Raw genomic sequence first — 23,312 nt, 5'->3', positions numbered from 1 at the left:
TGTGAAAGTTCTTTTTGTTACAGCCGAATGTTGGCCTTTCGCAAAGACAGGTGGGTTAGGAGATGTATCATATGCGCTTCCTAAAGCTTTAAAAAGAGAGGGTGTAGATATAAGGGTTATAATGCCTAAATATGTTAATATACCTAAGTATTTAAAAGATGAAATGAAAAGGGTAGCAGTATTTAATGTAAATGTAGCATGGAGAAACCAATATTGTGGTTTACTAGAGTTAGAATTAGATGGAGTTAAGTTTTACTTTATAGATAATGAATTTTATTTTAAAAGAGATGGAGAATATGCATATTTATATGGATATGAAGATGATGTAGAAAGATTTACATTTTTTAGTAATGCAGTACTTGAATCTTTAAAAAGAATAGATTTTTATCCAGATATAATGAATTTAAATGATTGGCATACAGGGATGATACCTCTATTTTTAAAAGAACATTATGGTGATGATGGAAGATATTCAAATATAAAGACTATGTATACTATACATAATCTGCAGTATCAAGGTGTATTTTCTAATAAAAATATAGAAGATACATTATCTATACCAAGGTGGTATTTAGATGATGGGCATATAGAGTATTATGGTGGAGTCAATTTTATGAAAGCAGGCATAGTATATTCAGATAAGGTAAGCACAGTAAGTCCAACTTATGCAAATGAGATACAAACTAAATACTATGGAGAAAGTTTAGATGGATTAATAAAAGCGAATTCACATAAATTAAAAGGAATTGTAAATGGAATAGATTATGAAATTAATAATCCGGCTACTGATAAAAATATAGTTCGTAATTATGATGTAAACTCTATAGAAGATAAGATTGAAAATAAGTTAGAATTGCAAAGGATACTAGGGTTAGAAGTAAACCCAGATATTCCAATGATTGGAATGGTTTCTAGATTAGCATCTCAAAAAGGATTGGATTTACTTTCATATATGATGCCAGAGATAATAGATGAAGATTTACAATTAGTTGTTTTAGGTACGGGAGAAGATCAATACCATTCTATGTTGAATTATTATTCTGGTAAATACCCAAATAAAGTTGCATCAACATTAACTTTTGATGCATCATTGGCTCAACAAATATATGCAGCATCAGATATGTTTTTAATGCCATCTTTATTTGAACCATGTGGAATAGGTCAATTGATAGCTATGAGATATGGAGCTATACCTATAGTTAGAGAAACTGGAGGACTTAAAGACACTATAATATCTTATAATCAATATACTGGAGAAGGTAATGGATTTAGCTTTGCAAATTATAATGCACATGAAATGTTCTATTGTGTAAAATCTGCGATAGATATTTATAAAAATAAAAAAGATGTATGGTCTAAGTTAGTTAGAAATTCTATGAATACAGATAGTAGTTGGAATAAGTCAGCAAAGTTATATTTAGAGACATACAATGAAATAGCTAGATAAAGGAGTTGATAGTATTGGCTCTCATAAATAGAGAGAAATTTAAGTTAGAACTTAAAAGACAAATGGATTTTTTATATAAACAAAATATCGAGGAAGCTAATAATGAACAAATATTAAATGTATTAGTTAATGTATTGAAATCTAAGATAGCTGATATATGGAAAGAAAGCAGAATTGACAAAGAAAAAGAAGTTTATTATTTTTGCATAGAATTTTTATTAGGAAGACAATTAGAATCAAATCTTCTTAATTTAGGGATAGAAGAAGAAGTAAAATCTATTTTAAAAGATATGGATATTAATTTAGAAGATATAATTCAGGCTGAAGTTGATCCTGCATTAGGTAATGGAGGATTGGGAAGATTGGCAGCTTGTTTTCTGGATTCTATGGCATCACTTAATATAAGTGGACATGGATATGGGATAAGATATAAATATGGCTTATTTGAGCAAAAGTTCGTTAATGGACATCAAATAGAAGTACCAGATAACTGGTTAAAAGAAGAATCTTATGTATGGGAAACGGTTAGACCAAATAAAGCTGTTATAGTTAAGTTTGGAGGAGATATTGAATTAATACAAGAAAATGGAAAACTAAACGTAATTCATAAAAATTATATGCCTGTAATGGCTGTTCCGTACGATATTCCAATTGTAGGCTATAACAATGAATATATAAATACTCTTAGATTATTTAAATCTGATATACCAAGAAAAGATTTTGATCCTATATTAAAGGATGCTAAAAATAGCTATGGAAGTTATCATGATGCACTACAATATAGATATTATATAGATGAAATATCTCAAGTATTATATCCTAACGATTCTAATGATGCTGGAAAAATATTACGATTAAAACAGGAGTATTTTTTAGTTAGTGCAGGAATACAAGATATAATTAAAAAGTGTAAAAAAAATAAAGTTAAAATAAGTAAAATATATGAAAAAATAGCTATTCATATTAATGATACACATCCATCATTATGTGTTCCAGAATTAATGAGAATACTTATGGATGAAGAAGGAATTGGATGGGATGAAGCTTGGAATATAACGAAAAAATCAATATCGTATACAAATCATACTATAATGGCAGAAGCTATGGAGAAATGGAAGATTAGTATGGTAAAAGAGTTACTTCCTAGAATTTATATGATAATAGAAGAAATCAATAGAAGATACTGTAATGAATTAAACCAAAGATATGTATCTGATGTTGAAAAAATAAATAGAATGGCTATAATATCAAACAATAATATTAATATGGCAAATTTGAGTATAGTTGGAAGTAGTAGTGTAAATGGAGTTGCTAAACTTCACACAGAAATATTAAAAAAAGAAGTATTAAAAGATTTTTATGAAGATGATCCAGTTAAATTTAACAATAAAACCAATGGAATTGCACATAGACGATGGTTAATGATTTCCAACCCTACATTATCAAGTTTAATAACTGAAACTATAGGTAACGATTGGGAAAAAGATACAATGCAATTAAAAAAGTTAGAAAAATATAAAAATGACATTAATATATTAAATAATTTAGAAAAAATAAAATTAGATAATAAAGCTATATTAGCTAAAATTATAAAAAATAAAAATGGAATAATAGTAGATCCCAACTCTATATTCGATGTTCAAATAAAAAGGCTACATGCATATAAACGTCAACTTATGAATGCACTTCACATACTTCACTTATATCACGAACTTATAGACAATCCTAATTTAGATATAGAACCAAGAACTTTCATATTTGGAGCTAAAGCAGCACCAGGATATTATTTAGCCAAATGTATTATTAAATTCATAAATGAATTAGCACAAAAAATTAACAATGATAAACGAGTTAATGAAAAACTTAAAATAGTTTTTATTGAAAATTATGGAGTATCTTTGGCAGAACGAATAATACCAGCAGCAAATGTAAGTGAACAAATTTCTACAACTACAAAAGAAGCTTCAGGAACTAGTAATATGAAGTTTATGATGAATGGAGCTATAACGATAGCAACTTTAGATGGGGCTAATATAGAGATTCATGAGCAAGTGGGAGATGAAAATATAATTTTATTTGGATTATTAGCACATCAAGTTTTAGAATACAACAAATATGGTGGATATTCAGCTGCAGATATATATTCCAATAATTTTTATATAAAAAGAGTTGTTGATGATTTAGTAAATGGATTTATACCTAATATAGGAGAAGAAGGAAGACAAATATATAACTCATTAATAACTTATAATGATGAGTTTTTTGTATTAAGAGATTTTGAAAATTATATAGAAGCTCAGAAAAAAGTAAATGATTTGTATAAAGATAAAGAAAATTGGAATAGGATGTCATTAATAAATATAGCTAACTCAGGAATATTTTCAACGGATAGAACTATAAATGAATATGCTAAGGATATATGGTATAAGAAATAATTCAGTTTAAAAATAAAGGTGGGGGAAGCAAATGAATATAACATATAATTCTTGGCTAGAAAGTTTCAAAAAACCTTTCGGGGCTTTAGAATTAGGGGAACAGCTAAAGATAAATATAAAATCTACAGAAAATGTAAAAGATGTATATTTTATTTTAGAAACAGATGAAGAAGTTATAGAAGAAATACAAATGAGTAGAATTTCAAGTGATGAATTTGGAATACATGAATATAAAATAAATAAAGAAAATATTTATTTTTATTATTTTAAAACTATAGAAATTATAGATAAAAATGTAGAAACTAGATATTATGGTAAGAAATTTCATAATGGAGAATCTATAGTTTATTATAATATAAATGACATAAATAAATATCAACTTACTGTAAGTAAAAAAATAAATACACCTAAATGGTTTAAAGAAGGTGTACTATATCATATATTTGTAGATAGATTTAATAAAGTTGGAAAAATAAGCAATACTAAAAAAAATAGTTTTATATATGCAAATTGGGAAGATACCCCTATGTATATAAAAAATAGTGAAAATGAAGTAGTAAGATGGGACTTCCAGGGGGGAAATTTAAAAGGAATAATTAGCAAGTTAAATTATCTTAAAACTCTAGGGGTAAGTATAATATATCTTAGTCCAATATTTGAATCACAAAGTAACCATAAATATGATACAGGTGATTATAAAAAGATTGACCCTATGTTTGGAGATGAAGAAATATTTAAAGAACTAATCAAAGAAGCAGAAAATAAAGGGATAAGTATCATATTAGATGGAGTATTTAGTCATACTGGTGATGATAGTATATACTTTAATAAATATGGTAATTACGATTCATTAGGTGCTTATCAGTCTAGAAAATCTCAATATGCATCTTGGTATAACTTTGAAAATTATCCTGAAAAATATGACTGTTGGTGGGGGGTTAAATCACTTCCAAACGTTAATGAAATGGAAATTTCATATATAGATTACATTATAAAAGATGAAGATAGTGCAATAAAAAAATGGATGGATTTTGGAGTAAAAGGATGGAGACTGGATGTAGTAGATGAACTACCAACTAAATTTATAGAAGAATTAAGAAATGAAAGTTTAAAAGTGAATGAAGAATCAATACTTATAGGTGAAGTATGGGAAGATGCATCGAATAAAATTAGCTATGAAGAAAGAAGAAAGTATCTTTTAGGAAATCAATTAAATGGAGTAACTGGATACTTGTTTAAAAATATGGTTATAGACTTTTTAACTGGTAAATTGGATTCTAATGAAATATACAATAAAATTATGACAGTTAAAGAAAATTATCCAAAAGAAGCTTTTAAGTGTAACTTGAATTTATTGGGAACTCACGATACAAGGAGAATACTTACCGAGCTAAATGAAGATAAAGAATTACTTAAATTAGCAGTTGCAATGCAAATGACTTTTGAAGGTGTACCGTATGTTTATTATGGAGATGAAGCTGGATTATTAGGGGAAACAGACCCGGATAACAGAAGAACATATCCATGGAAAAATGAAGATAAGGATATATTAAATTTTTATAAAAAAATTATTAAAGACAGAAATCAAAGCAAAGTATTAGTAACAGGAAATACAAAGTTTTTAAATATAAAAAATCCAAATGTATTTGGATATATTAGATATGTTGAAAATACTGAGGCTAATTTAATATTAATAAATAGATCAGAAAATGAAGAAGCTATAGAAATAGATACTAAAGAATGGTTACATAATAAATGTGATAATCTTATAGATGGATTTTTCAATATAAAAGATGATAAAGTTGTACTTAATTTAAAGCCAAAGGATTTTAAATTGATTAATCTACTAAAATAATAAAATAAAGCCACAATGAAGGATACATGAGAATTTCTTTTATTGTGGTTTTTTTATTTAAATTAAAACTAGGAGCAAATTACATGTATGAGTATAAATTTATAGAAGTATCAGTTAAAGGAATGTTTATAGGAGGAGATGATCATAGAAAAAATTCCATCTAGCGCTGGAAGTTATGGTGAGATAGGCAATGTAGATTTAGTATTTGAAAGAAAGATATAAGAAGGCAAAACAGAAAACATATTATAAAATTAGCGAAGTTGGAATAATGGTTGCTGAAGTAGCGTTAAAGACCATGTACTATCGGTCTTTCAGCGAATGAAACAACTATTATTCCAACAAGCGCCTAATAAAGCTAATTAATTTCTTTTACAATGTTAGCAACCCACTTCTTAGATAATGCTCTAGGAACACCAAATATAAACTTAACAATTTCTTCTGAATAAGTAAGAAGAACAAGTACGTAAATAGGAGCACCATTAATAGCAAATATAAAAGTAAGGGGAAGAGAAACAAACCACATACAACCTAATTCTAAAAATAAAGAATACTTAGTATCTCCACCGCTTCTTAAAATACCTATAATTAAAAGAACGTTAAAAGATTTTAGACCCATTAATAATCCCATAATAACGAATATCTTAACGATATCGGGAGTAAGATTTTCAGAAACACTAAACATCTTAAGTAACATAGGTATATTGAATATAAGAAGAATACCGAAAATTGTACCTACAATAAGAACAATTTTGGAGAATTTTTTAGCATAGTCGATAGCTAGTTCTTTATTATCGGCACCAAGTTCATTACCTAGCATAATAGAGGCACCTATAGCGACACAAACAGCAGTCATAATAAAGAAATTACCAGTACTTGTAGCTATTTGACTAGCAGCAATTGCAGACGTACCTGCTTTTGAATAAGCTACAGAATATAAAACAGTACCTATTGCCCAACCAGTATCATTTAATAGTATAGGCGCACTTTTAGAAAAGAACACATTTATAAATGACTTATCAATAGCTTTTAAATCGCAGATATTAAATTTTAAAATATAATCTTTTTTAGCTAGATAAACATAACCTATTAAAAGTAAAAATTCTACAATTCTAGCTATAACAGTAGCTATAGCAGCACCTTTTACACCTAATGCAGGGAACCCTAAATTACCAAATATTAAAGCATAGTTTAAAATAATATTACTTATAAGTGCTATTCCACTACAAATCATACCTAATTTAGGATTTCTTACACTTCGAGATCCCATGCTAAATACCATACTAACGGCAATTAAAGGATAACAGAAAGCTATAATGCTAAAGTAATCAATACAAAGTTTTACTACTTCTGGATCATAAGAGAAAAAATGTATTATAACTTTAGGAAATACAAATGCAGGTATAAAAAATAATAAACCAAGTATTATTCCAAGTAGTACATTTAATCCAGTAACTTTTCTTATATTTTTAACATCATTTTTTCCGAAAAACTGAGATATGAATAGTCCTGCTCCACCTGTTAAGCCAGATAAAGTCATATTAAATAGGAAAAAATATTGATTTGCTACTCCTATGGAAGCAACTGAAATTTCACCTAAACTACTAATCATAACTGTATCTATAATGTTAACTGATGTAGAAATCAGATTTTGAACTATTATAGGTATACAAAGTGAGATTAACAATTTATAAAATCTTTTATTTTCATCATTTAGATTTAAAATATTATCCAAAAAAACACCTCCTAAAAATTTAATGTCTCTACTATCGTAATATAAACAACGTATACATAGCAACTAATTTCTTATGGTAATATCAGAATTATCAAAAAAATAAGGAACAGTTTACATTAACTGTTCCCATTCATTATATAAATCACCTAATTTTTCTTCTAAATTAGATTTATTTTGACTAACTTCTTTAGATTTTTCAGGATTAGAATAAATCTCCTCTTCACACATAAGGATATCTAATTCTTCTATTTTAGTTTCAATTTCTTCGATTTCTTTTTCTATATTCTGCCTTTTAACTCTATGTTTTTTTTCTAATTCCCTTTGTTCTCTTTCTTTTCTTTTCTCATCTTTCAATTGAGTTTTTGTTTTTTCTTCTACCACTTCAACTGTATTCATTTCTGTAATTTGTTTTTTCTTTTCAATATAGTAGTCGTAATTTCCTAGATATTCTGTTATACCTTCTGAGTCTAGAACCAGTATTTTATCAACAACAGTATTTAAGAAGTATCTATCATGAGATATTGTAAATAAAGTTCCTGTATAATTAAGCAATGCTTCTTCTAAAACTTCTTTAGAGTCTATATCAAGGTGGTTAGTAGGTTCATCGAGTAATAAAAAGTTAGAGTTTGATAATATAAGTTTTAGTATAGCAACCCTAGCTCTTTCACCACCACTTAAAGTAGAAATCTTTTTAAATACTTCCTCATCTTCAAATAAGAATGAACCAAGCATATTTCTAAGTGTTGTTTGATTTAACTGAGGATGATCATTCCAAATTTCATCTATAATTGAATTTTCAAGATTAAGAGTTTTTTGCTCTTGATGGAAATAATCCACATGAACATTTGTACCAATCTTAGTAGAACCCGTTAAAGGAACTATTTCATTCATAATAATTTTGAATAAAGTAGATTTACCGATTCCATTAGCACCTACTAATGCTACTTTTTCGCCTCTATATATATTGAAATTTATATCTTTGAAAAGAACTCTTTCTCCGTAACCCATAGAAACACCTTTTACTTCTAAAACATCAGTACCGCTAGAAGTAGTAGGGCTGAATTGGATACTTGCTTTTTTTCTAAATACATCAGGTCTATCTAAAACATCAACTTTGTCTAGCATTTTTTCTTTACTTCTAGCTCTTTTTAAATGTTTTTCTCTACCATACGCTTTAAGTCTTTCTATAGATTCTTCTTGTTTTTTAAGATCTTTTTGTTGATCCTCGTATTTTTTTACTTCTAATTCTTTTTCTGTTTTAGATAATTCTATAAACTTAGAGTAGTTACCATTATAAGTTTTAAGTTTTTTATTATGAATTTCAAATACTCTATTAGCAACCTGGTCTAAGAAATATCTATCATGTGAAATAAGAATAACAGTACCTTTATATTGTTTTAAGAAGACCTCAAGCCATTCTATAGCATCTGAATCAAGATGGTTAGTAGGCTCATCTAGTAGTAGAAGTGAAGGATTTTTAAGCAATAATTTAGAAAGTAACACTCTGGTTTTTTCTCCACCAGATAAAATATTTATTGGAGTTTCCATTTCTTTATCAGAAAAACCTAGTCCTTTTAAAATTCCTTTAACTTCCGACTTATATCCATATCCATTTAATTCTGAGAATAGTTCAAGTTTGTGAGAATATTCGTTCATAAGCTTGTCCAGTTCCTTTGAATTTGGATTTGAACTTTCTTCTGCGATTTTAACTTCTAAATTCCTTAGATAATTTTCCATTTCCATTAAATTTGAGAAAACTTCTAAAACTTCTTCATATATAGTTTTTTCAGATTGGAAGTTGGTGTTCTGTTCAAGGTATCCTATTTCTACACCTTTACCAAGAAATATATCTCCACTATCGTATCCATATATTCCGGTAAGCACTTTGAATAAAGTAGTTTTACCTGTTCCGTTAACTCCTATAATACCAACTTTATCACCTTCATTTACTGTAAAACTAATATTTTCTAATATAGTATCTATTCCAAAACTTTTATTTAAGTTATTACACGACAAAACAATCATAAATTTATACCTCCTTTAAACTATCTAAAATTATAATGTTTTGATATAATATAATCAAGGATATATGTACTATGTTAAAAAAATAGCATAGTTTATATGCAAATAGGGATTATGGACTATAGAGGAGGTGAGAATATGAGTAATAGAAATATTTCGATGGCTGTAATAAGAAGACTACCTAAATATCATAGATATCTAGGAGATTTACTAGATAGAGATATACAAAGAATATCATCTAAAGAACTAAGTGATATAATAGGATTTACAGCATCTCAAATAAGACAAGATTTAAACAACTTTGGTGGATTTGGGCAACAAGGATACGGATATAATGTCGAAGAACTATACAATGAGATAGGTAAGATATTAGGTTTATCTAGAACTTATAACTCAATAATAGTTGGTGCTGGTAACTTAGGTCAAGCTATAGCTAACTATTCTGGATTTACTAAAGCTGGATTTAAAATTAAAGCTTTATTTGATGCAAATCCAAGAATGATAGGTTTAAAAATTAGAGAATTTGAAATTCTAGATTCTGAAAGCATCGAAGAGTTCGTGGCAGAAAATAATATTGATATAGCTATTTTATGTATACCTAAAAATGGGGCACAAGATGTTGTAGACAGACTTGTGAAAGTTGGGATAAAAGGAGTTTGGAACTTCGCACCGTTAGATTTAGAAGTACCAAAAGATGTTATAGTTGAAAATGTAAACTTAACAGAGAGTTTATTTACTTTATCATACCTTATGAATGAGGCTGAATAGTATACAATATGCAAAAAACTACCTACAAATGTAGGTAGTTTTTTGTTTATAAATAATATTTAATATTATTCAGGTTGTGGAGCATCTACTGGACAAACTCCGTTACAAGCACCACACTCAACACAAGCATCTGCATCTATAACGTATTTGTCATCTCCAGCTGATATACAGCTAACTGGGCACTCAGCTTCGCAAGCACCACAGCTTATACAAGCATCATTGATTTTATAAGCCATTTTAATATCCTCCTAATTTATGTAAATAATATGTTCAATATCATTATAGCAAAAAAATATATAGATAACAATAATTAGCATATTTACAAAAAAATAAACATATTAAACTTTAAATTATTTATTCGCTATAATTAACTTAAGAACTAATATATGGGGGGATATTTATGAAACGGAAAGTTAATAAAAGTAAGTTAATATTTTTGATTATCTTTTTAATAGTTATAGTATTTAGTATATTTACTGTTTTTTCTAAGACTATAGCTGAAGATGAAAAACAAGTTAAACAAGTTGAAGGTGTTAAAGCGCAACAAGAAGAATTTAAAAAAGAAAGTATAACTATAAGTTTTGCAGGAGATGTAACGATGGGCAATTACAATGGGGCATCATATTATGGATCTTTTGATAATGAATTTGAAAAACAAAATCAAGATTATAATTATTTTTTTAAAAATGTAAAAGATATTTTCGATAAAGATGATTTAACAGTAGTTAATTTAGAGGGACCACTTACTACTTCTAATAATGCAAAAGTTAAGCAATTTGCATTTAAAGGGGATCCTTCATATGTAAATATACTTAAAAGCGGAGGGATAGAAGCTGTTACTTTAGCAAATAATCACTCAGAAGATTATCAAAAAGAAGGTATGGATCAAACTAAATTTATATTAAAAGAAAATAATATAAATTATTTTGGTTCAAATGAAAAAAGTATAATCAATGTAAAAGATATTAGGGTTGGCTTATTAGGATATAATGGGTGGCCAGAAAATTATAATGAAGATTATTTAAATACTATTAAAAATAATATTGAAGATATGAAAAAACAATCAGATATAGTGTTAATATATTTCCACTGGGGAACTGAAAGATCGTATTATCCGGATCAAGTACAAAAAGATTTTGCACATTTTGCAATAGACAATGGAGCGGATGTAGTTTTAGGAAGTCATCCTCATGTCGTACAAGGTATAGAAAAGTACAAAGAAAAATATATAGCTTATAGTTTAAGTAATTTCTGTTTTGGGGGAAATAAAAATCCACAAGATAAGGATACATTTATTTATCAGCAAACATTTAATTTTGAAGATAATAAACTTTTAAGTATAGATAATCCTAATATTATACCGTGTTCTATATCTTCACAAAACAATGTTAACAACTATCAACCTACCCCATCTATAGGAGTAGATGCTGAACGAATAAAGAATAAATTAGAAAATATTAGCCAAAAATTGAATATTTAATATAAGGAATATTTAAAGTTATTCTTTTTTGAATTTTGTGAAAACTTTTTCCTGTTTTGTGTTTAAGAATTAACAACACATGGTATATATAAAAAAGAATTACCAATTAAAATATTTTAGGGGGATAAAAATATGTCTTGTGTTAGTTGTAAAATGTGTGAAAGTGCAGATAAAAAATTAGAAAGCTTCATAGCTACTAAGGATGTAGACACTGCATTTCACCGAACGGAAGATCAAAAAATCAAGTGTGGATTTGGATTACAAGGAGTATGTTGTAGATTATGTGCAAATGGACCATGTAGAGTAACGCCAAAATCACCAAAGGGAATATGTGGTGCAGATGCAGACACAATAGTTGCTAGAAACTTTTTAAGAGCAGTTGCAAGTGGATCAGCATGTTATTTACATGTTGTTGAAAATACAGCAAGAAACTTAAGAAAATTAGGAGAAGACAAAGGGAAAATAAAAGGTGAAAATACAATAGATGAGTTAGCTGAAATATTTGGGGTTGAAGCTGATGATAGGCATGAAAAATGTATAAAAGTAGCTCAAAAAGTTTTGGATGATTTATATAAACCTAGAGATGAAAAAATGGAATTGGTAGAAAAAATAGCTTATGCTCCAAGGGTTGAAAAGTGGAAAGAGTTGGGAATAATGCCGGGAGGAGCTAAATCGGAAGTATTTGATGCAATAGTTAAATCATCTACTAATTTAAATAGTGATCCAGTTGATATGCTTATTAACTGTTTAAACTTAGGGATATCTACTGGTTTATATGGATTAACATTAACAAATCTTTTAAATGATGTTATGTTAGGAGAGCCGGTTATAAGAACTGCGCCAGTTGGATTTAGAGTTATAGATAAAGATTATATAAACATAATGATAACAGGACATCAGCATTCAACATTTTCTAACTTCCAAGATAGATTAAAAGATGTAGATATTGTTAATCTAGCAAAAGAAGTTGGAGCGAAAGGATTTAGATTGGTTGGATGTACTTGTGTTGGTCAAGATTTACAATTAAGAGGAGAACACTATCAAGAAGTATTTGCAGGCCATGCTGGGAACAACTTCACAAGTGAAGTTGTATTATCTACAGGAGCTATAGATATGGTATTATCTGAATTTAACTGCACGATACCGGGAATAGAACCTATAGCAGATAAGTATAAAGTAAAAATGATATGTTTAGATGATGTAGCTAAAAAAGCTAATGCAGAATATATTCAATTTGATAGAGATAATATAGATGAAATTACAGATAGATTAATAAATGAAGCTTTAGAAAGTTATAAAAATAGAAGAAGTGAAGTTGAAATAGATATACCAACTGACCATGGGCATGATGTTTCATTAACAGGAGTAAGCGAAAAAAATCTAAAAGAATTTTTAGGTAATTCATGGAAACCACTTATAAATTTAATAGCAGAAGGAAAAATAAAAGGAATAGCAGCTGTTGTTGGATGTTCCAATATGACTGCAAAAGGGCATGATGTATTTACTGTAGAATTAACTAAAGAACTTATAAAGAGAGATATAATAGTTTTATCTGCAGGATGCTCTACGGGAGGGCTTGAAAATGTAGGTTTAATGTCTCCAGGAGCAGAAGAATTAGCAGGAGAAAATTTAAAAGAAGTGTGTAAGTCATTAGGAATACCTCCAGTATTAAACTTTGGTCCGTGTTTAGCAATAGGAAGACTTGAAATAGTGGCTACTGAAATAGCTAGAGAACTAGGGATAGATATTCCACAGCTACCATTAGTACTTTCTGCACCTCAATGGTTAGAAGAACAAGCTTTAGCTGATGGTGCATTTGGATTAGCATTAGGGCTGCCACTTCACTTAGCATTACCACCATTTATAACAGGTGGAAAATTAGTAACAGAAGTTTTAACAGAAAAATTAAAAGATTTAACAGGCGGGCATGTTATTGTAGACTCAGATGTTAAATCTTCAGCAGATACTTTAGAGAAGATAGTTATAGATAGAAGGGAAAAACTTGGTCTAAAGGAAGTGGAATGTTATGCATAGGATTTTAATTAATAAAGAATTATGTAGCGGGTGCAAGAGTTGTGTTTTAGCTTGTATGGTAAGACACGATGAAAATGAAAATATATATACTTTAGATTTAGAAAATCTAAATAACGATAGTAGAAATCATATAGAAATAGATAAAAAAAGCAACCCAGTTCCTATTGTGTGCAGACACTGTGATACTCCTGAATGTGTATTAACATGTATGAGTGGAGCTATGAGCAAAGATAAGGAAAGCGGAATAGTTAGTTATAATAAAGAAAAATGTGGAGTTTGTTACATGTGCGTTATGGCATGTCCATATGGACTTTTAAAACCAGATGATACAACCAAACAAACTATATTAAAGTGTGATATGTGTGAAAGTATAGGATATCCTAAGTGTGTAGCTAATTGTCCAACTGGAGCAATAATGTTACAGGAGGAGGTTACTCATGAAGTATGTAGTTCTGGGTGCTAGTGCTGCTGGTATAAATGCTATTAAAGTTTTAAGAGAATTAGATAAAGAAGCTCAAATAACTTTGATATCTAAGGATGACTTTATTTATTCAAGATGTATGTTGCATCATGTTATATCTGAACATAGAACTGTTGATAGCTTAAATTTTGTAGAAACTGATTTTGATGAAAAATATAAAGTTGAATGGCTAAAAGGATGCACAGTATCTAATATAGATGTGGATGATAAGCTAGTATACATAAATGAAAAATATGAAAATGTATGCTACGATAAACTTTTAATAGCAACTGGAGCGTCATCTGCAATGCCTCCTATAAAAAATTTAAGAGAAGCAAATTTTGTATATGGGCTTAGAAATATAGAAGATGCACATAGTATAAGAGAGAAAGCTAAGGTTTGTAGAAAGATAGCTATACTAGGTGCAGGGCTTGTTGGTATAGACGCTTTAGTTGGACTTTTAGAATATGAAGGATTAGAAATATCTGTAATATATAGAGAGCCCTTTATTTTAAATAGACAATTGGATGAATATTCTGCTTCAGTATATGAAGATAAATTTAAAGAACAAGGCGTATCACTATATCCAGATGCATCTGTAAAAGAAATTTGCATAAATGAAAATAAAAATATAATAGGTGTACTTTTAGAAGATGAAACTCATATAGATTGTGATATGGCTATTGTTGCTACAGGTGTTATACCTAATGCTAGTTTTATAGATACTAATATCATAAACTATGATAGAGGAATAATTATAGATAAAACATGTCAGACTAATATTAAAGATATATTTGCAGCAGGAGATGTAGTTGGTAAAAATGCTATATGGCCTTTGGCTGTAAAACAAGGTATAGTTGCAGCATATAATATGGCTGAAATGAAAAAGGAATTAGATGATGATTTTATCTTTAGAAATACTATGAATTTCTTAGGAATACCTACTGTTTCATTAGGAAGAGTAGACATAATTGATGAAAACTCAGTAGTTAAAATTAGAAGAGATAAATCGGGGTATAAGAAGTTTATAATAAAAGACGATATACTTCAAGGAACTATAATTCAGGGAGATATATCTTATATAGGAATTCTTACTCAATTAATTAAAAACAAGATAAAAGTAGATGATTTAGAAAATAAAATATTTGATATAGGATATGCAGACTTTTTTTCTATTAAAGGAAATGGAGAGTTTTGCTATAATATATAATACTAAAGGCTATAGATTAATCTATAGCCTTTAAATATATGGATATAGGAGAAAATGATGGAAGTTTATGCATTGGTAGGAGAAAGTGGATCTGGAAAAAGTTATAAAGCTTTGGAGTTAGCCTATGAAAATAATATAAATTACATAATAGATGATGGTATATTAATACATAAAAATAAAATACTTGCTGGAATATCTGCAAAACAAGCTAATACTAAAATTGAAGCAGTTAAAAGAGCCATATTTAATAATGATGAACATAAAGAAAATGTAATAAATAAATTAGCAGAAGAAGATATAGATAAAATATTAATAATAGGAACTTCTAACAGGATGGTAAATCAGATATCAGATGTATTAAATTTGGGAAATATACATAAAAAAATTTATATTGAAGAAATATCTACGGAAGATGAGATAAGAATTGCAAAGAAATCAAGAGAATCGGGAAACCATATAATACCAGTTCCTACATTAGAAGTTAAATCTATTGCTAGTGGATTAAGCATAAATCCTATAAAGAAGCTATTTAAAAAAACGAATAAAGAATCTATCGTTGTAGAAAAAACAATAATAAGACCTACATTTAGTTATATAGGTAGATTTTATATAAGCAAAAATGCTATTAATCAAATAGTTTTTCATGAATTATCTGAATTTGAATATATAAGTAAAATAAATTATGTGAAATTTGATGATAAAAATGGAAATTTAGAAATTAAGATAGGAATAGAAATTAATTTATTTGAAGGTATTAACACTGTTTTTCAATTGCAAAAACATATAATAAAGGCTATATATAAAACAACCTTAATAAATGTAAGTAGGCTTGATATAAGTATAAATAAAATAAAGAATGTTAAATAAAAAACTAATAAGAATTATATACAAAAGCTAAAAAAACTATGTTATAATCAAACTGTAACAAAGGGAAAACATTTGCAAGGTAAAGATTTTAGGGATAAAAAATTATAAATATTTTTAAGGGGGCTTTTAAAATGGCTGAAAAAACTTTAAATGTTCTAGAAATAGCAAGATCTCAAGTTAAGACTGCTTGTGATAAGTTAGGGGCTGATCCAGCAGTATATGAAATATTAAAAAATCCAATGAGAGTGTTAGAAGTATCATTCCCAGTAAAAATGGACAATGGGACTATAAGAACATTTACAGGATACAGATCACAACATAATAATGCATGTGGACCATTTAAAGGTGGGTTAAGATTCCATCCAGCGGTTTGTATGGATGAAGTAAAAGCTTTATCTACTTGGATGACTTTTAAGTGTTCAGTAGTAGGAATACCATATGGTGGAGGAAAAGGTGGTATGGCCATCGATCCTACAGAATTTTCTCAAGGAGAATTAGAAAGAATATCTAGAGGTTTCGCTAGATCTATAGCTCCAATAATAGGAGAAAAAGAAGATATACCAGCTCCAGATGTTAATACAAATGGTCAAATAATGGCTTGGATGGTTGACGAGTATGCTAACGTTACAGGCGAATTCCAACCAGGAGTATTTACTGGAAAGCCTGTTGATTTCTACGGATCTTTAGCTAGAAATGAAGCTACAGGATACGGAGTTGCTACAATGGCTATGGAAGCTGCTAAGAAAAAAGGTATAGATGTATCTAATGTTACAGTAGGACTTCAAGGATTCGGAAATGTTGGAAGCTTTGCAGGTATGTACATAGACGAAGCAGGTGCAAAAGTAATATATGTAGAAGACCATACAGGAACTATATATAATAAAGATGGAATAGATATGAAAGCTTTAATGGCTTACAATAAAGAACATAGATGTATAAAAGGATTCCCAGGTGCTGAAGCATTTGATGGAAGTGTTATAACTACAGAAGTTGATATATTAATGCCATGTGCATTAGAAAATCAAATAACTTCAGCTAATGCAGCTGATATAAAAGCTAAAATAGTATGTGAAGGAGCTAATGGACCAACAACTCCAGAAGCAGATCACATATTATTTGAAAAAGGTATAACATTAATACCAGATATATTAGCTAATAGTGGTGGAGTTACAGTTTCTTACTTTGAATGGGTACAAAACTTAATGAGATACAACTGGAGTTTTGATGAAGTTCAAGAAAAACAAAAAGTTTTAATGATAAAAGCATTTGAAGAAATATGGGCATTAGCAGGAGATCATAATGTTGAAATGAGAACTGCTGCATATATGATGTCTATAAAGAGAATAGCTGATGCTATGAAATTAAGAGGTTGGTATACAGAAGCTCCTGTAAAAGAAGTAGCTGAATCTTTAGTTTAAAATTAAATTTAAAAATTAAAATAAATAAACGTTTTTAAATAAAAAAGTATGAACTTACAATTGCACAATTGCAAGTTCATACTTTTATTTATATATAAAAAGGCAAATAAAAAAAGCACATAAAAAACATGCACTAATATTTGCTAAAATAGGTAAATTTATTTACTTTTTGAAAAATATAGTATATAATAATTATAAAATGTATATAAAAGTTATTTTTGGATAAAATAAGAAGTTTTAAAATTTTAATATTATATGCAAGGTATAAATTAACTATTGTTTAATATAAGAATACTATATAATTTGTAACAATTATTTACAAAAAAGTTACAAATTATAAATATAAAATTAATATAAAAATATCTTGTGTATTAGTATTTTATCCTGCATAGGTTTCAGCTATGAAAATAACACATAAGAAAACTTATGGTGAATTTTTGGAGGGAAGAACATTATGAAGAGAAAAATATTAGTACCAGTATTTGCATCGTTTATGGCATTATCAATGAATGGAATAGCGCATGCAGATGACACGAAAACTGAAAAGGCAACAGATAAAAAAGACGTTAATGAGAAAAAAATAATAGATTTAGAAAACTTTAAAGATGTAGATTATAAAGTTGCAGTTGTAAAAGAAGGCGTAGCTGTAAAAGTAAGACAACAAGGTTCAGTTCAAACTATAGCATACGAAGGTGACCAATTCAAAATAGTTGGAGAGCAAGATGGATGGTATAAAGTTCAGTTAGATGATGAAACTGAAGGATGGATAGCATCTAGATTTGTTGACGTAAAAGGTGCAGATGCATACGTAACAGCTGAAAATGTAAACTTAAGAAAAGATGCTCATGTTGAATCTGAAGTTCAAGATAACTTAGGATTATCTACAAAAGTAGAAGTAGTAGATACAAAAGATAACTGGGTAAAAGTTAAAAATGGAGATAAAGAAGGATATATAAGAGATTTATACGTATCTGACAAAGCTCCTGTAGTTGAAGAAGAAACTAAAACTGATGCACAAGACCAAAATAATGGACAAGCTTCAGATGAAAATCAAACTTCAAATGATAATCAAGCAACAAATGAAGAACAAACTTCAAATGATAACCAAGCATCAAACGAAGAACAAACTTCAAATGATAACCAAGTATCAAATGAAGAACAAACTTCAAATGATAGCCAGGTATCAAACGAAGAACAAACTTCAAACAACACTAATAATAGTGAAGTTAACAATAACAACAATAACAATAACAACAATAACAATTCTAATACAGAAGAAAAGCCAGCTCAAAAGCCGGTTGAAAAGCCAGAAGAGAAGCCAGCACCACCAGTTAACAATACAAATGCTGCTAGCGCTGTAGTAAACTTAGCTTATTCTAAATTAGGATCTCCATATGTATGGGGAGCAGAAGGTCCAAGTAGCTTTGACTGTTCAGGACTTACATCATATGTATTTAGAAATGCAGCTGGAGTATCTTTACCAAGAACTTCAGGAGCTCAATATGGAGCTGGAACATCTGTAAGTAAAGCTAATTTACAAGCAGGAGATTTAGTGTTCTTCGCAACTGGCGGAGGTGGAATAAGCCACGTTGGTATATATGTAGGTGGAGGTCAAATGATACATGCACCTCAAGAAGGAGATGTTGTTAAAGTAAGTAACATAAACTCATCTTACTGGCAAAACACTTATGTTGGAGCTAAGAGAGTATTATAATATAAAAAATATAGAGTAGTTTTAATTGTAGAGTACTACAAATTAAAAACTACTCTTTTTTTATGTGAAAAGAGTAGTTAAAAAGTTAAAAGTAATATTGACATCGCTTGCTAAAGGTGATAAGCTACTATAAAAGAAAAAATTAAAATACTTTTAAATTTAGTCCAGAGAGGCTAAAAAAGGAGGAAATATACGATGAAACTAAAGGGAAGAAATTTAATCCAACCAGAAGACTTTTCGATAAATGAAATAGATGAAATTCTATCATTATCTCAAAATATAATTGACAATCCGTCAAAATACTCGCATGTTTGTGAAGGTAATTTACTAGCAACCTTATTTTATGAACCATCAACAAGAACAAGATTTAGCTTTGAAGCTGCAATGAATAGATTAGGTGGAAGAGTAATTGGTTTTTCAGAGCCAAATTCATCATCAACATCTAAAGGAGAAACATTAGAAGACACTATGGAAACAGTATCTTGTTATGCTGATGCTATAGTTATGAGACATCCAAGAGCAGGTTCAGCTCTAGAAGCATCAAGATTTGCTAGGGTACCATTTATAAATGCAGGAGACGGAGGGAATCAACATCCAACTCAAACACTTACAGATATTCTTACAATAAAATCACTTAAAGGAAATTTAGAAAACCATACTATCGGATTATGCGGAGATTTAAAAAATGGAAGAACAGTTCACTCGTTAGTGAAGGCTATGGCAAGATATAAAAACACTAAGTTTGTATTTATATCACCTAAAGAACTAGAAATGCCACAGTATATAAAAGAAACTATAAAAGATCATGATTATGTTGAAACTAACAGTTTAGATGAAGTTATAAAGGATTTAGATGTGCTTTATATGACTAGAGTTCAACGTGAGAGATTTGAAGACCAAGAGCAATATGACAGGCTTAAAGATTACTATATACTTACTACAGAAAAAATGGAAAAAGCTAAATCAGATATGTTAGTTATGCATCCATTGCCAAGAGTAAATGAAATTGATACAGATGTAGATAAAGATGAAAGAGCGGTTTACTTTGATCAAGCAAAATTCGGTATGTATGTAAGAATGGCTTTAATAATGAAGCTTTTGGGGGTAGACAAGAATGAATAGACTTCTTATAAAAAACGCTAGAATAATTGATGCTAACAAAGATTTTAAAAGTGATTTGCTTGTAGAGAATGGTAAGATTTCAAAAATTGATTCAAATATAGATTTAGAAAATATTAAGGTTATAGATGGAGAAAATTATGTATTAATGCCTTCGTTTATAGATTTACACACTCATTTAAGGGATCCTGGATTAACTCATAAAGAAGATTTAGAAACGGGACAAAAAGCAGCTTTGAAAGGTGGATTTACGGTACTTTGCCCTATGGCAAATACTAAACCTGCTTGTGATAATAAAGATGTTATGGAGTATATTTTAAATAAAGCTGAAAAGTTAGATTTATGTGATATAAAACAAGTTTGTGCTATAACTAAAAATCTTGAAGGACAAGAAATAATAGATATAGCTAGTATGAGAAAGTATACTGATTTGTTTTCGGATGATGGATATACACTTCATAATGAAGAAATAATGAAAGAAGCTTTAAAAATGTCTAAAGAATTGCATTTTAAGGTTTTAACACATTGCCAGCCAGAAGAAATAATAGTTAAAAGAGATTTAAAACTGCTTAAAGAAGTTGGTGGCAATCTTCATATATGTCACATAAGTTTAAAGGATACTTTAGATGAGATAAAAAAATATAAAAATGATGGATATAAATTTACTTGTGAAGTAGGACCGCATCATATTTATGGATATGGACTTGACTATAAGGTTAATCCATCCTTTGCAGAGGAAGACGATATGAAACATCTTATACAAGGGATTAAAGATGGATATATCGATATGATAGGAACAGATCATGCTCCTCACACAGTAGAAGACAAACAAAATGGAGCACCAGGGATATCTAATATAGAGGTAGCTTTCCAAATGGTTAACAAAGTATTTAGTGAAAATAAAATATCATTAAATAAGTTAAGTGAGATGATGAGTTTAAATCCTGCGAAGTTGTTAGGGTTAAATCAAGGGTTAATTGAAGAAGGATTAAGAGCAGATTTAGTGTTAATAGATGCTGAATATGAAAGTGTTATAGATACTAAAAAGTTTTTATCAAAAGGAAAAAATAATCCATTTGATAATCAAAAAGTTGTAGGTAAAGTGATTATGACTATAAGAGACGGAAAAATTATGTATGACATAAAGGGGGATATGTAATGTATAAAATATTAGAAAATAGATATATTGGTGAAGATATGTATTTCATGAAAGTAGAAGGTAAGTTTGAAGCAAAAATGGGACAGTTTTATATGCTAAGAGCTTGGGATACATATCCATTACTATCAAGACCTATAAGTGTACATGATATAGATGAAGATGGGATATCATTTTTATACAAAGTAGTTGGAGAAGGAACTAAAATATTGAGCTCTTTAAAAGAAGAAGATGAAATAAAGCTAGAAGGTCCATACGGAAATGGATATGAAAAAGTAGAAGGAAAGGTTGCTTTAGTAGGTGGAGGAATAGGTGTAGCTCCATTATATTTAGTAGCTAAAAATATTGAAAATTGTGATGCATATTTAGGATTTAGAAATGAATCTATATTAGAAGAAGAGTATAAGTCAGTTTGTAATGAAGTTAACATAGCATTAGGAGACACATTTGTTACGGATATATTAGATGTTGAAAAATATGATTATATATTAACTTGTGGGCCAACTCCTATGATGGAAAAGCTAGTTAAAATGACAGAAGGAACAAATACTAAAATAATGGTATCATTAGAAAATCATATGGCATGTGGAGTAGGAGCTTGTTTGGTATGTACATGCAAAACTAAGTTTGGTAATAAAAAAACTTGTAAAGATGGTCCAGTATTCTGGGGGGAGGACGTGATATTTAATGGCTAATTTAAATGTTAAATTCGGAGATATAGAATTTAAAAACCCTTTAATTATGGCATCAGGGACTTTTGGATTCGGAAAAGAATATGCAGAAATTTATAATATAGAACAATTAGGTGGTATAAGTAGTAAGGGTCTTACGATTGAGAAAAGAGATGGAAATAAAGGGATGAGAGTATGTGAGACTCCATCAGGGATGATGAATAGTGTAGGCCTTGAAAATCCTGGAGTAGTAGGTTTCATAGAAAATGAACTTCCGTTTTTTAAAGACTTAGATACGGTGAGAATTGCAAATTTAGGTGGAGGAACTTTGGATGACTATATAAGAGGTGTAGAGTTATTAAATGACCAGCCTATAGATATGATAGAGTTAAATATATCTTGTCCAAATGTAAAAGCCGGCGGAATGGCTTTCGGGATAAAGAATGAAGTTGCTAGGGAAGTCGTAAGAGCTGTAAGAGCTAAAACTACATTGCCTTTAATAATTAAGTTATCACCTAATGCTGAAGATATAGTTGGAATGGCTAAGGTATGTGAAGAAGAAGGTGCTGATGGAATATCATTGGTAAATACATTTAAAGCTATGGCGATAGATATAAATAAGAAAAAACCTGTATTTGAAAATATATATGCTGGGCTATCAGGACCTGCTATAAAACCAATAGCTCTTAGAATGGTTCATGAAGTTTGTAATGCAGTTAGTATCCCGGTTATGGGTATGGGTGGAATAACTAATTGGCAAGATGCTATAGAGTTTATTATGGCTGGGGCTACTTGTATACAGGTTGGGACTGCCAACTTTATAAATCCTAAAATAGGATTAGATATAATCAAAGGAATAGAAGATTATATGGATAGAGAGGGAATAACAAACTTAGATGAAATAAGAGGGATAGTTTAGGTAGA

General features: G+C 29.1%; 19 protein-coding genes. 16 read left to right on the top strand and 3 right to left on the bottom strand.

Annotated elements, in window-relative coordinates; all coding sequences use genetic code 11:
• The first annotated feature begins 1 nt into the window (after position 1).
• From glgA to ACRCYC_RS02565, 4 genes are read left to right on the top strand one after another with little or no spacing between them, the layout of a single operon-like run.
• Entirely contained in the window at positions 2-1,447 is a 1,446-nt protein-coding gene (gene glgA, locus ACRCYC_RS02580; RefSeq protein ID WP_438617613.1) for a glycogen synthase GlgA, read from the top strand.
• A gap of 14 nt (positions 1,448-1,461) precedes the next feature.
• Positions 1,462-3,882 (top strand): glycogen/starch/alpha-glucan phosphorylase, encoded by a 2,421-nt coding sequence (locus ACRCYC_RS02575; RefSeq protein WP_438617612.1) that lies wholly within the window; start codon positions 1,462-1,464, stop codon positions 3,880-3,882.
• 31 nt (positions 3,883-3,913) lie between these two features.
• On the top strand, positions 3,914-5,737 hold the full coding sequence (locus ACRCYC_RS02570) for a glycoside hydrolase family 13 protein (RefSeq protein WP_438617611.1): 1,824 nt from the start codon (positions 3,914-3,916) through the stop codon (positions 5,735-5,737).
• Between the two features lie 26 nt (positions 5,738-5,763).
• The gene (locus tag ACRCYC_RS02565) at positions 5,764-5,901 is read left to right on the top strand and encodes a hypothetical protein (protein WP_438617610.1); all 138 of its coding nucleotides are present in this window, start codon (positions 5,764-5,766) and stop codon (positions 5,899-5,901) included.
• 191 nt (positions 5,902-6,092) lie between these two features.
• Here the strand turns inward: ACRCYC_RS02565 and ACRCYC_RS02560 are convergent, their stop codons facing one another.
• Complete coding sequence (locus ACRCYC_RS02560) at positions 6,093-7,469, bottom strand: MATE family efflux transporter (protein WP_438617609.1); 1,377 nt, start codon at positions 7,467-7,469, stop codon at positions 6,093-6,095.
• Between the two features lie 111 nt (positions 7,470-7,580).
• Entirely contained in the window at positions 7,581-9,494 is a 1,914-nt protein-coding gene (locus ACRCYC_RS02555; RefSeq protein WP_438617608.1) for an ABC-F family ATP-binding cassette domain-containing protein, read from the bottom strand.
• Positions 9,495-9,629: 135 nt separating this feature from the next.
• Here ACRCYC_RS02555 and ACRCYC_RS02550 point away from each other — a divergent pair, with 135 nt between their 5' ends.
• A complete protein-coding gene (locus ACRCYC_RS02550) occupies positions 9,630-10,259 on the top strand; it encodes a redox-sensing transcriptional repressor Rex (RefSeq protein ID WP_438617607.1) in 630 nt (209 codons plus the stop codon).
• Between the two features lie 65 nt (positions 10,260-10,324).
• Here ACRCYC_RS02550 and ACRCYC_RS02545 read toward each other — a convergent pair whose 3' ends face one another.
• Positions 10,325-10,495: a DUF362 domain-containing protein gene (locus ACRCYC_RS02545; RefSeq protein ID WP_373599867.1), complete on the bottom strand. Its 171-nt coding sequence runs from the start codon at positions 10,493-10,495 to the stop codon at positions 10,325-10,327.
• 164 nt (positions 10,496-10,659) lie between these two features.
• Here ACRCYC_RS02545 and ACRCYC_RS02540 point away from each other — a divergent pair, with 164 nt between their 5' ends.
• The 11 genes from ACRCYC_RS02540 (at position 10,660) to ACRCYC_RS02490 (ending at position 23,307) form a co-directional block, all read left to right on the top strand.
• The gene (locus ACRCYC_RS02540) at positions 10,660-11,739 is read left to right on the top strand and encodes a CapA family protein (RefSeq protein WP_438617606.1); all 1,080 of its coding nucleotides are present in this window, start codon (positions 10,660-10,662) and stop codon (positions 11,737-11,739) included.
• A gap of 132 nt (positions 11,740-11,871) precedes the next feature.
• A complete protein-coding gene (gene cooS, locus ACRCYC_RS02535) occupies positions 11,872-13,773 on the top strand; it encodes an anaerobic carbon-monoxide dehydrogenase catalytic subunit (RefSeq protein ID WP_438617605.1) in 1,902 nt (633 codons plus the stop codon).
• Positions 13,766-14,236 carry a 4Fe-4S dicluster domain-containing protein gene (locus ACRCYC_RS02530; RefSeq protein ID WP_438617604.1) on the top strand — a complete coding sequence of 157 codons (471 nt, stop codon included), beginning with the start codon at positions 13,766-13,768 and terminating at the stop codon, positions 14,234-14,236. The genes cooS and ACRCYC_RS02530 overlap by 8 nt, the downstream gene beginning before the upstream one ends.
• Positions 14,211-15,443 (top strand): NAD(P)/FAD-dependent oxidoreductase, encoded by a 1,233-nt coding sequence (locus ACRCYC_RS02525; protein WP_438617603.1) that lies wholly within the window; start codon positions 14,211-14,213, stop codon positions 15,441-15,443. The genes ACRCYC_RS02530 and ACRCYC_RS02525 overlap by 26 nt, the downstream gene beginning before the upstream one ends.
• Positions 15,444-15,500: 57 nt before the next feature.
• Positions 15,501-16,310 carry an ATP-binding protein gene (locus tag ACRCYC_RS02520; protein WP_438617601.1) on the top strand — a complete coding sequence of 270 codons (810 nt, stop codon included), beginning with the start codon at positions 15,501-15,503 and terminating at the stop codon, positions 16,308-16,310.
• 131 nt (positions 16,311-16,441) lie between these two features.
• Positions 16,442-17,728, top strand: coding sequence for a Glu/Leu/Phe/Val family dehydrogenase (locus ACRCYC_RS02515; RefSeq protein ID WP_438617600.1), 1,287 nt, complete (start codon positions 16,442-16,444; stop codon positions 17,726-17,728).
• Positions 17,729-18,182: 454 nt separating this feature from the next.
• Positions 18,183-19,442 carry a C40 family peptidase gene (locus ACRCYC_RS02510; RefSeq protein WP_438617599.1) on the top strand — a complete coding sequence of 420 codons (1,260 nt, stop codon included), beginning with the start codon at positions 18,183-18,185 and terminating at the stop codon, positions 19,440-19,442.
• A gap of 195 nt (positions 19,443-19,637) precedes the next feature.
• Positions 19,638-20,564, top strand: a complete 927-nt coding sequence (gene pyrB, locus ACRCYC_RS02505; protein ID WP_438617598.1) for an aspartate carbamoyltransferase — start codon at positions 19,638-19,640, stop codon at positions 20,562-20,564.
• A complete protein-coding gene (locus tag ACRCYC_RS02500; protein ID WP_438617597.1) occupies positions 20,557-21,720 on the top strand; it encodes a dihydroorotase in 1,164 nt (387 codons plus the stop codon). The genes pyrB and ACRCYC_RS02500 overlap by 8 nt, the downstream gene beginning before the upstream one ends.
• On the top strand, positions 21,720-22,412 hold the full coding sequence (locus ACRCYC_RS02495; protein ID WP_438617596.1) for a dihydroorotate dehydrogenase electron transfer subunit: 693 nt from the start codon (positions 21,720-21,722) through the stop codon (positions 22,410-22,412). Before ACRCYC_RS02500 ends, ACRCYC_RS02495 begins: the two co-directional genes overlap by 1 nt.
• Positions 22,405-23,307 carry a dihydroorotate dehydrogenase gene (locus ACRCYC_RS02490; RefSeq protein WP_438617595.1) on the top strand — a complete coding sequence of 301 codons (903 nt, stop codon included), beginning with the start codon at positions 22,405-22,407 and terminating at the stop codon, positions 23,305-23,307. The genes ACRCYC_RS02495 and ACRCYC_RS02490 overlap by 8 nt, the downstream gene beginning before the upstream one ends.
• Positions 23,308-23,312 lie beyond the last annotated feature (5 nt).

The organism is Paraclostridium sp. (genome assembly GCF_051657365.1).
GTDB lineage: Bacteria > Bacillota > Clostridia > Peptostreptococcales > Peptostreptococcaceae > Paraclostridium.
Note: the sequence above shows the minus strand (reverse complement) of the source record. Positions and strands in the feature narration are given on the sequence as shown.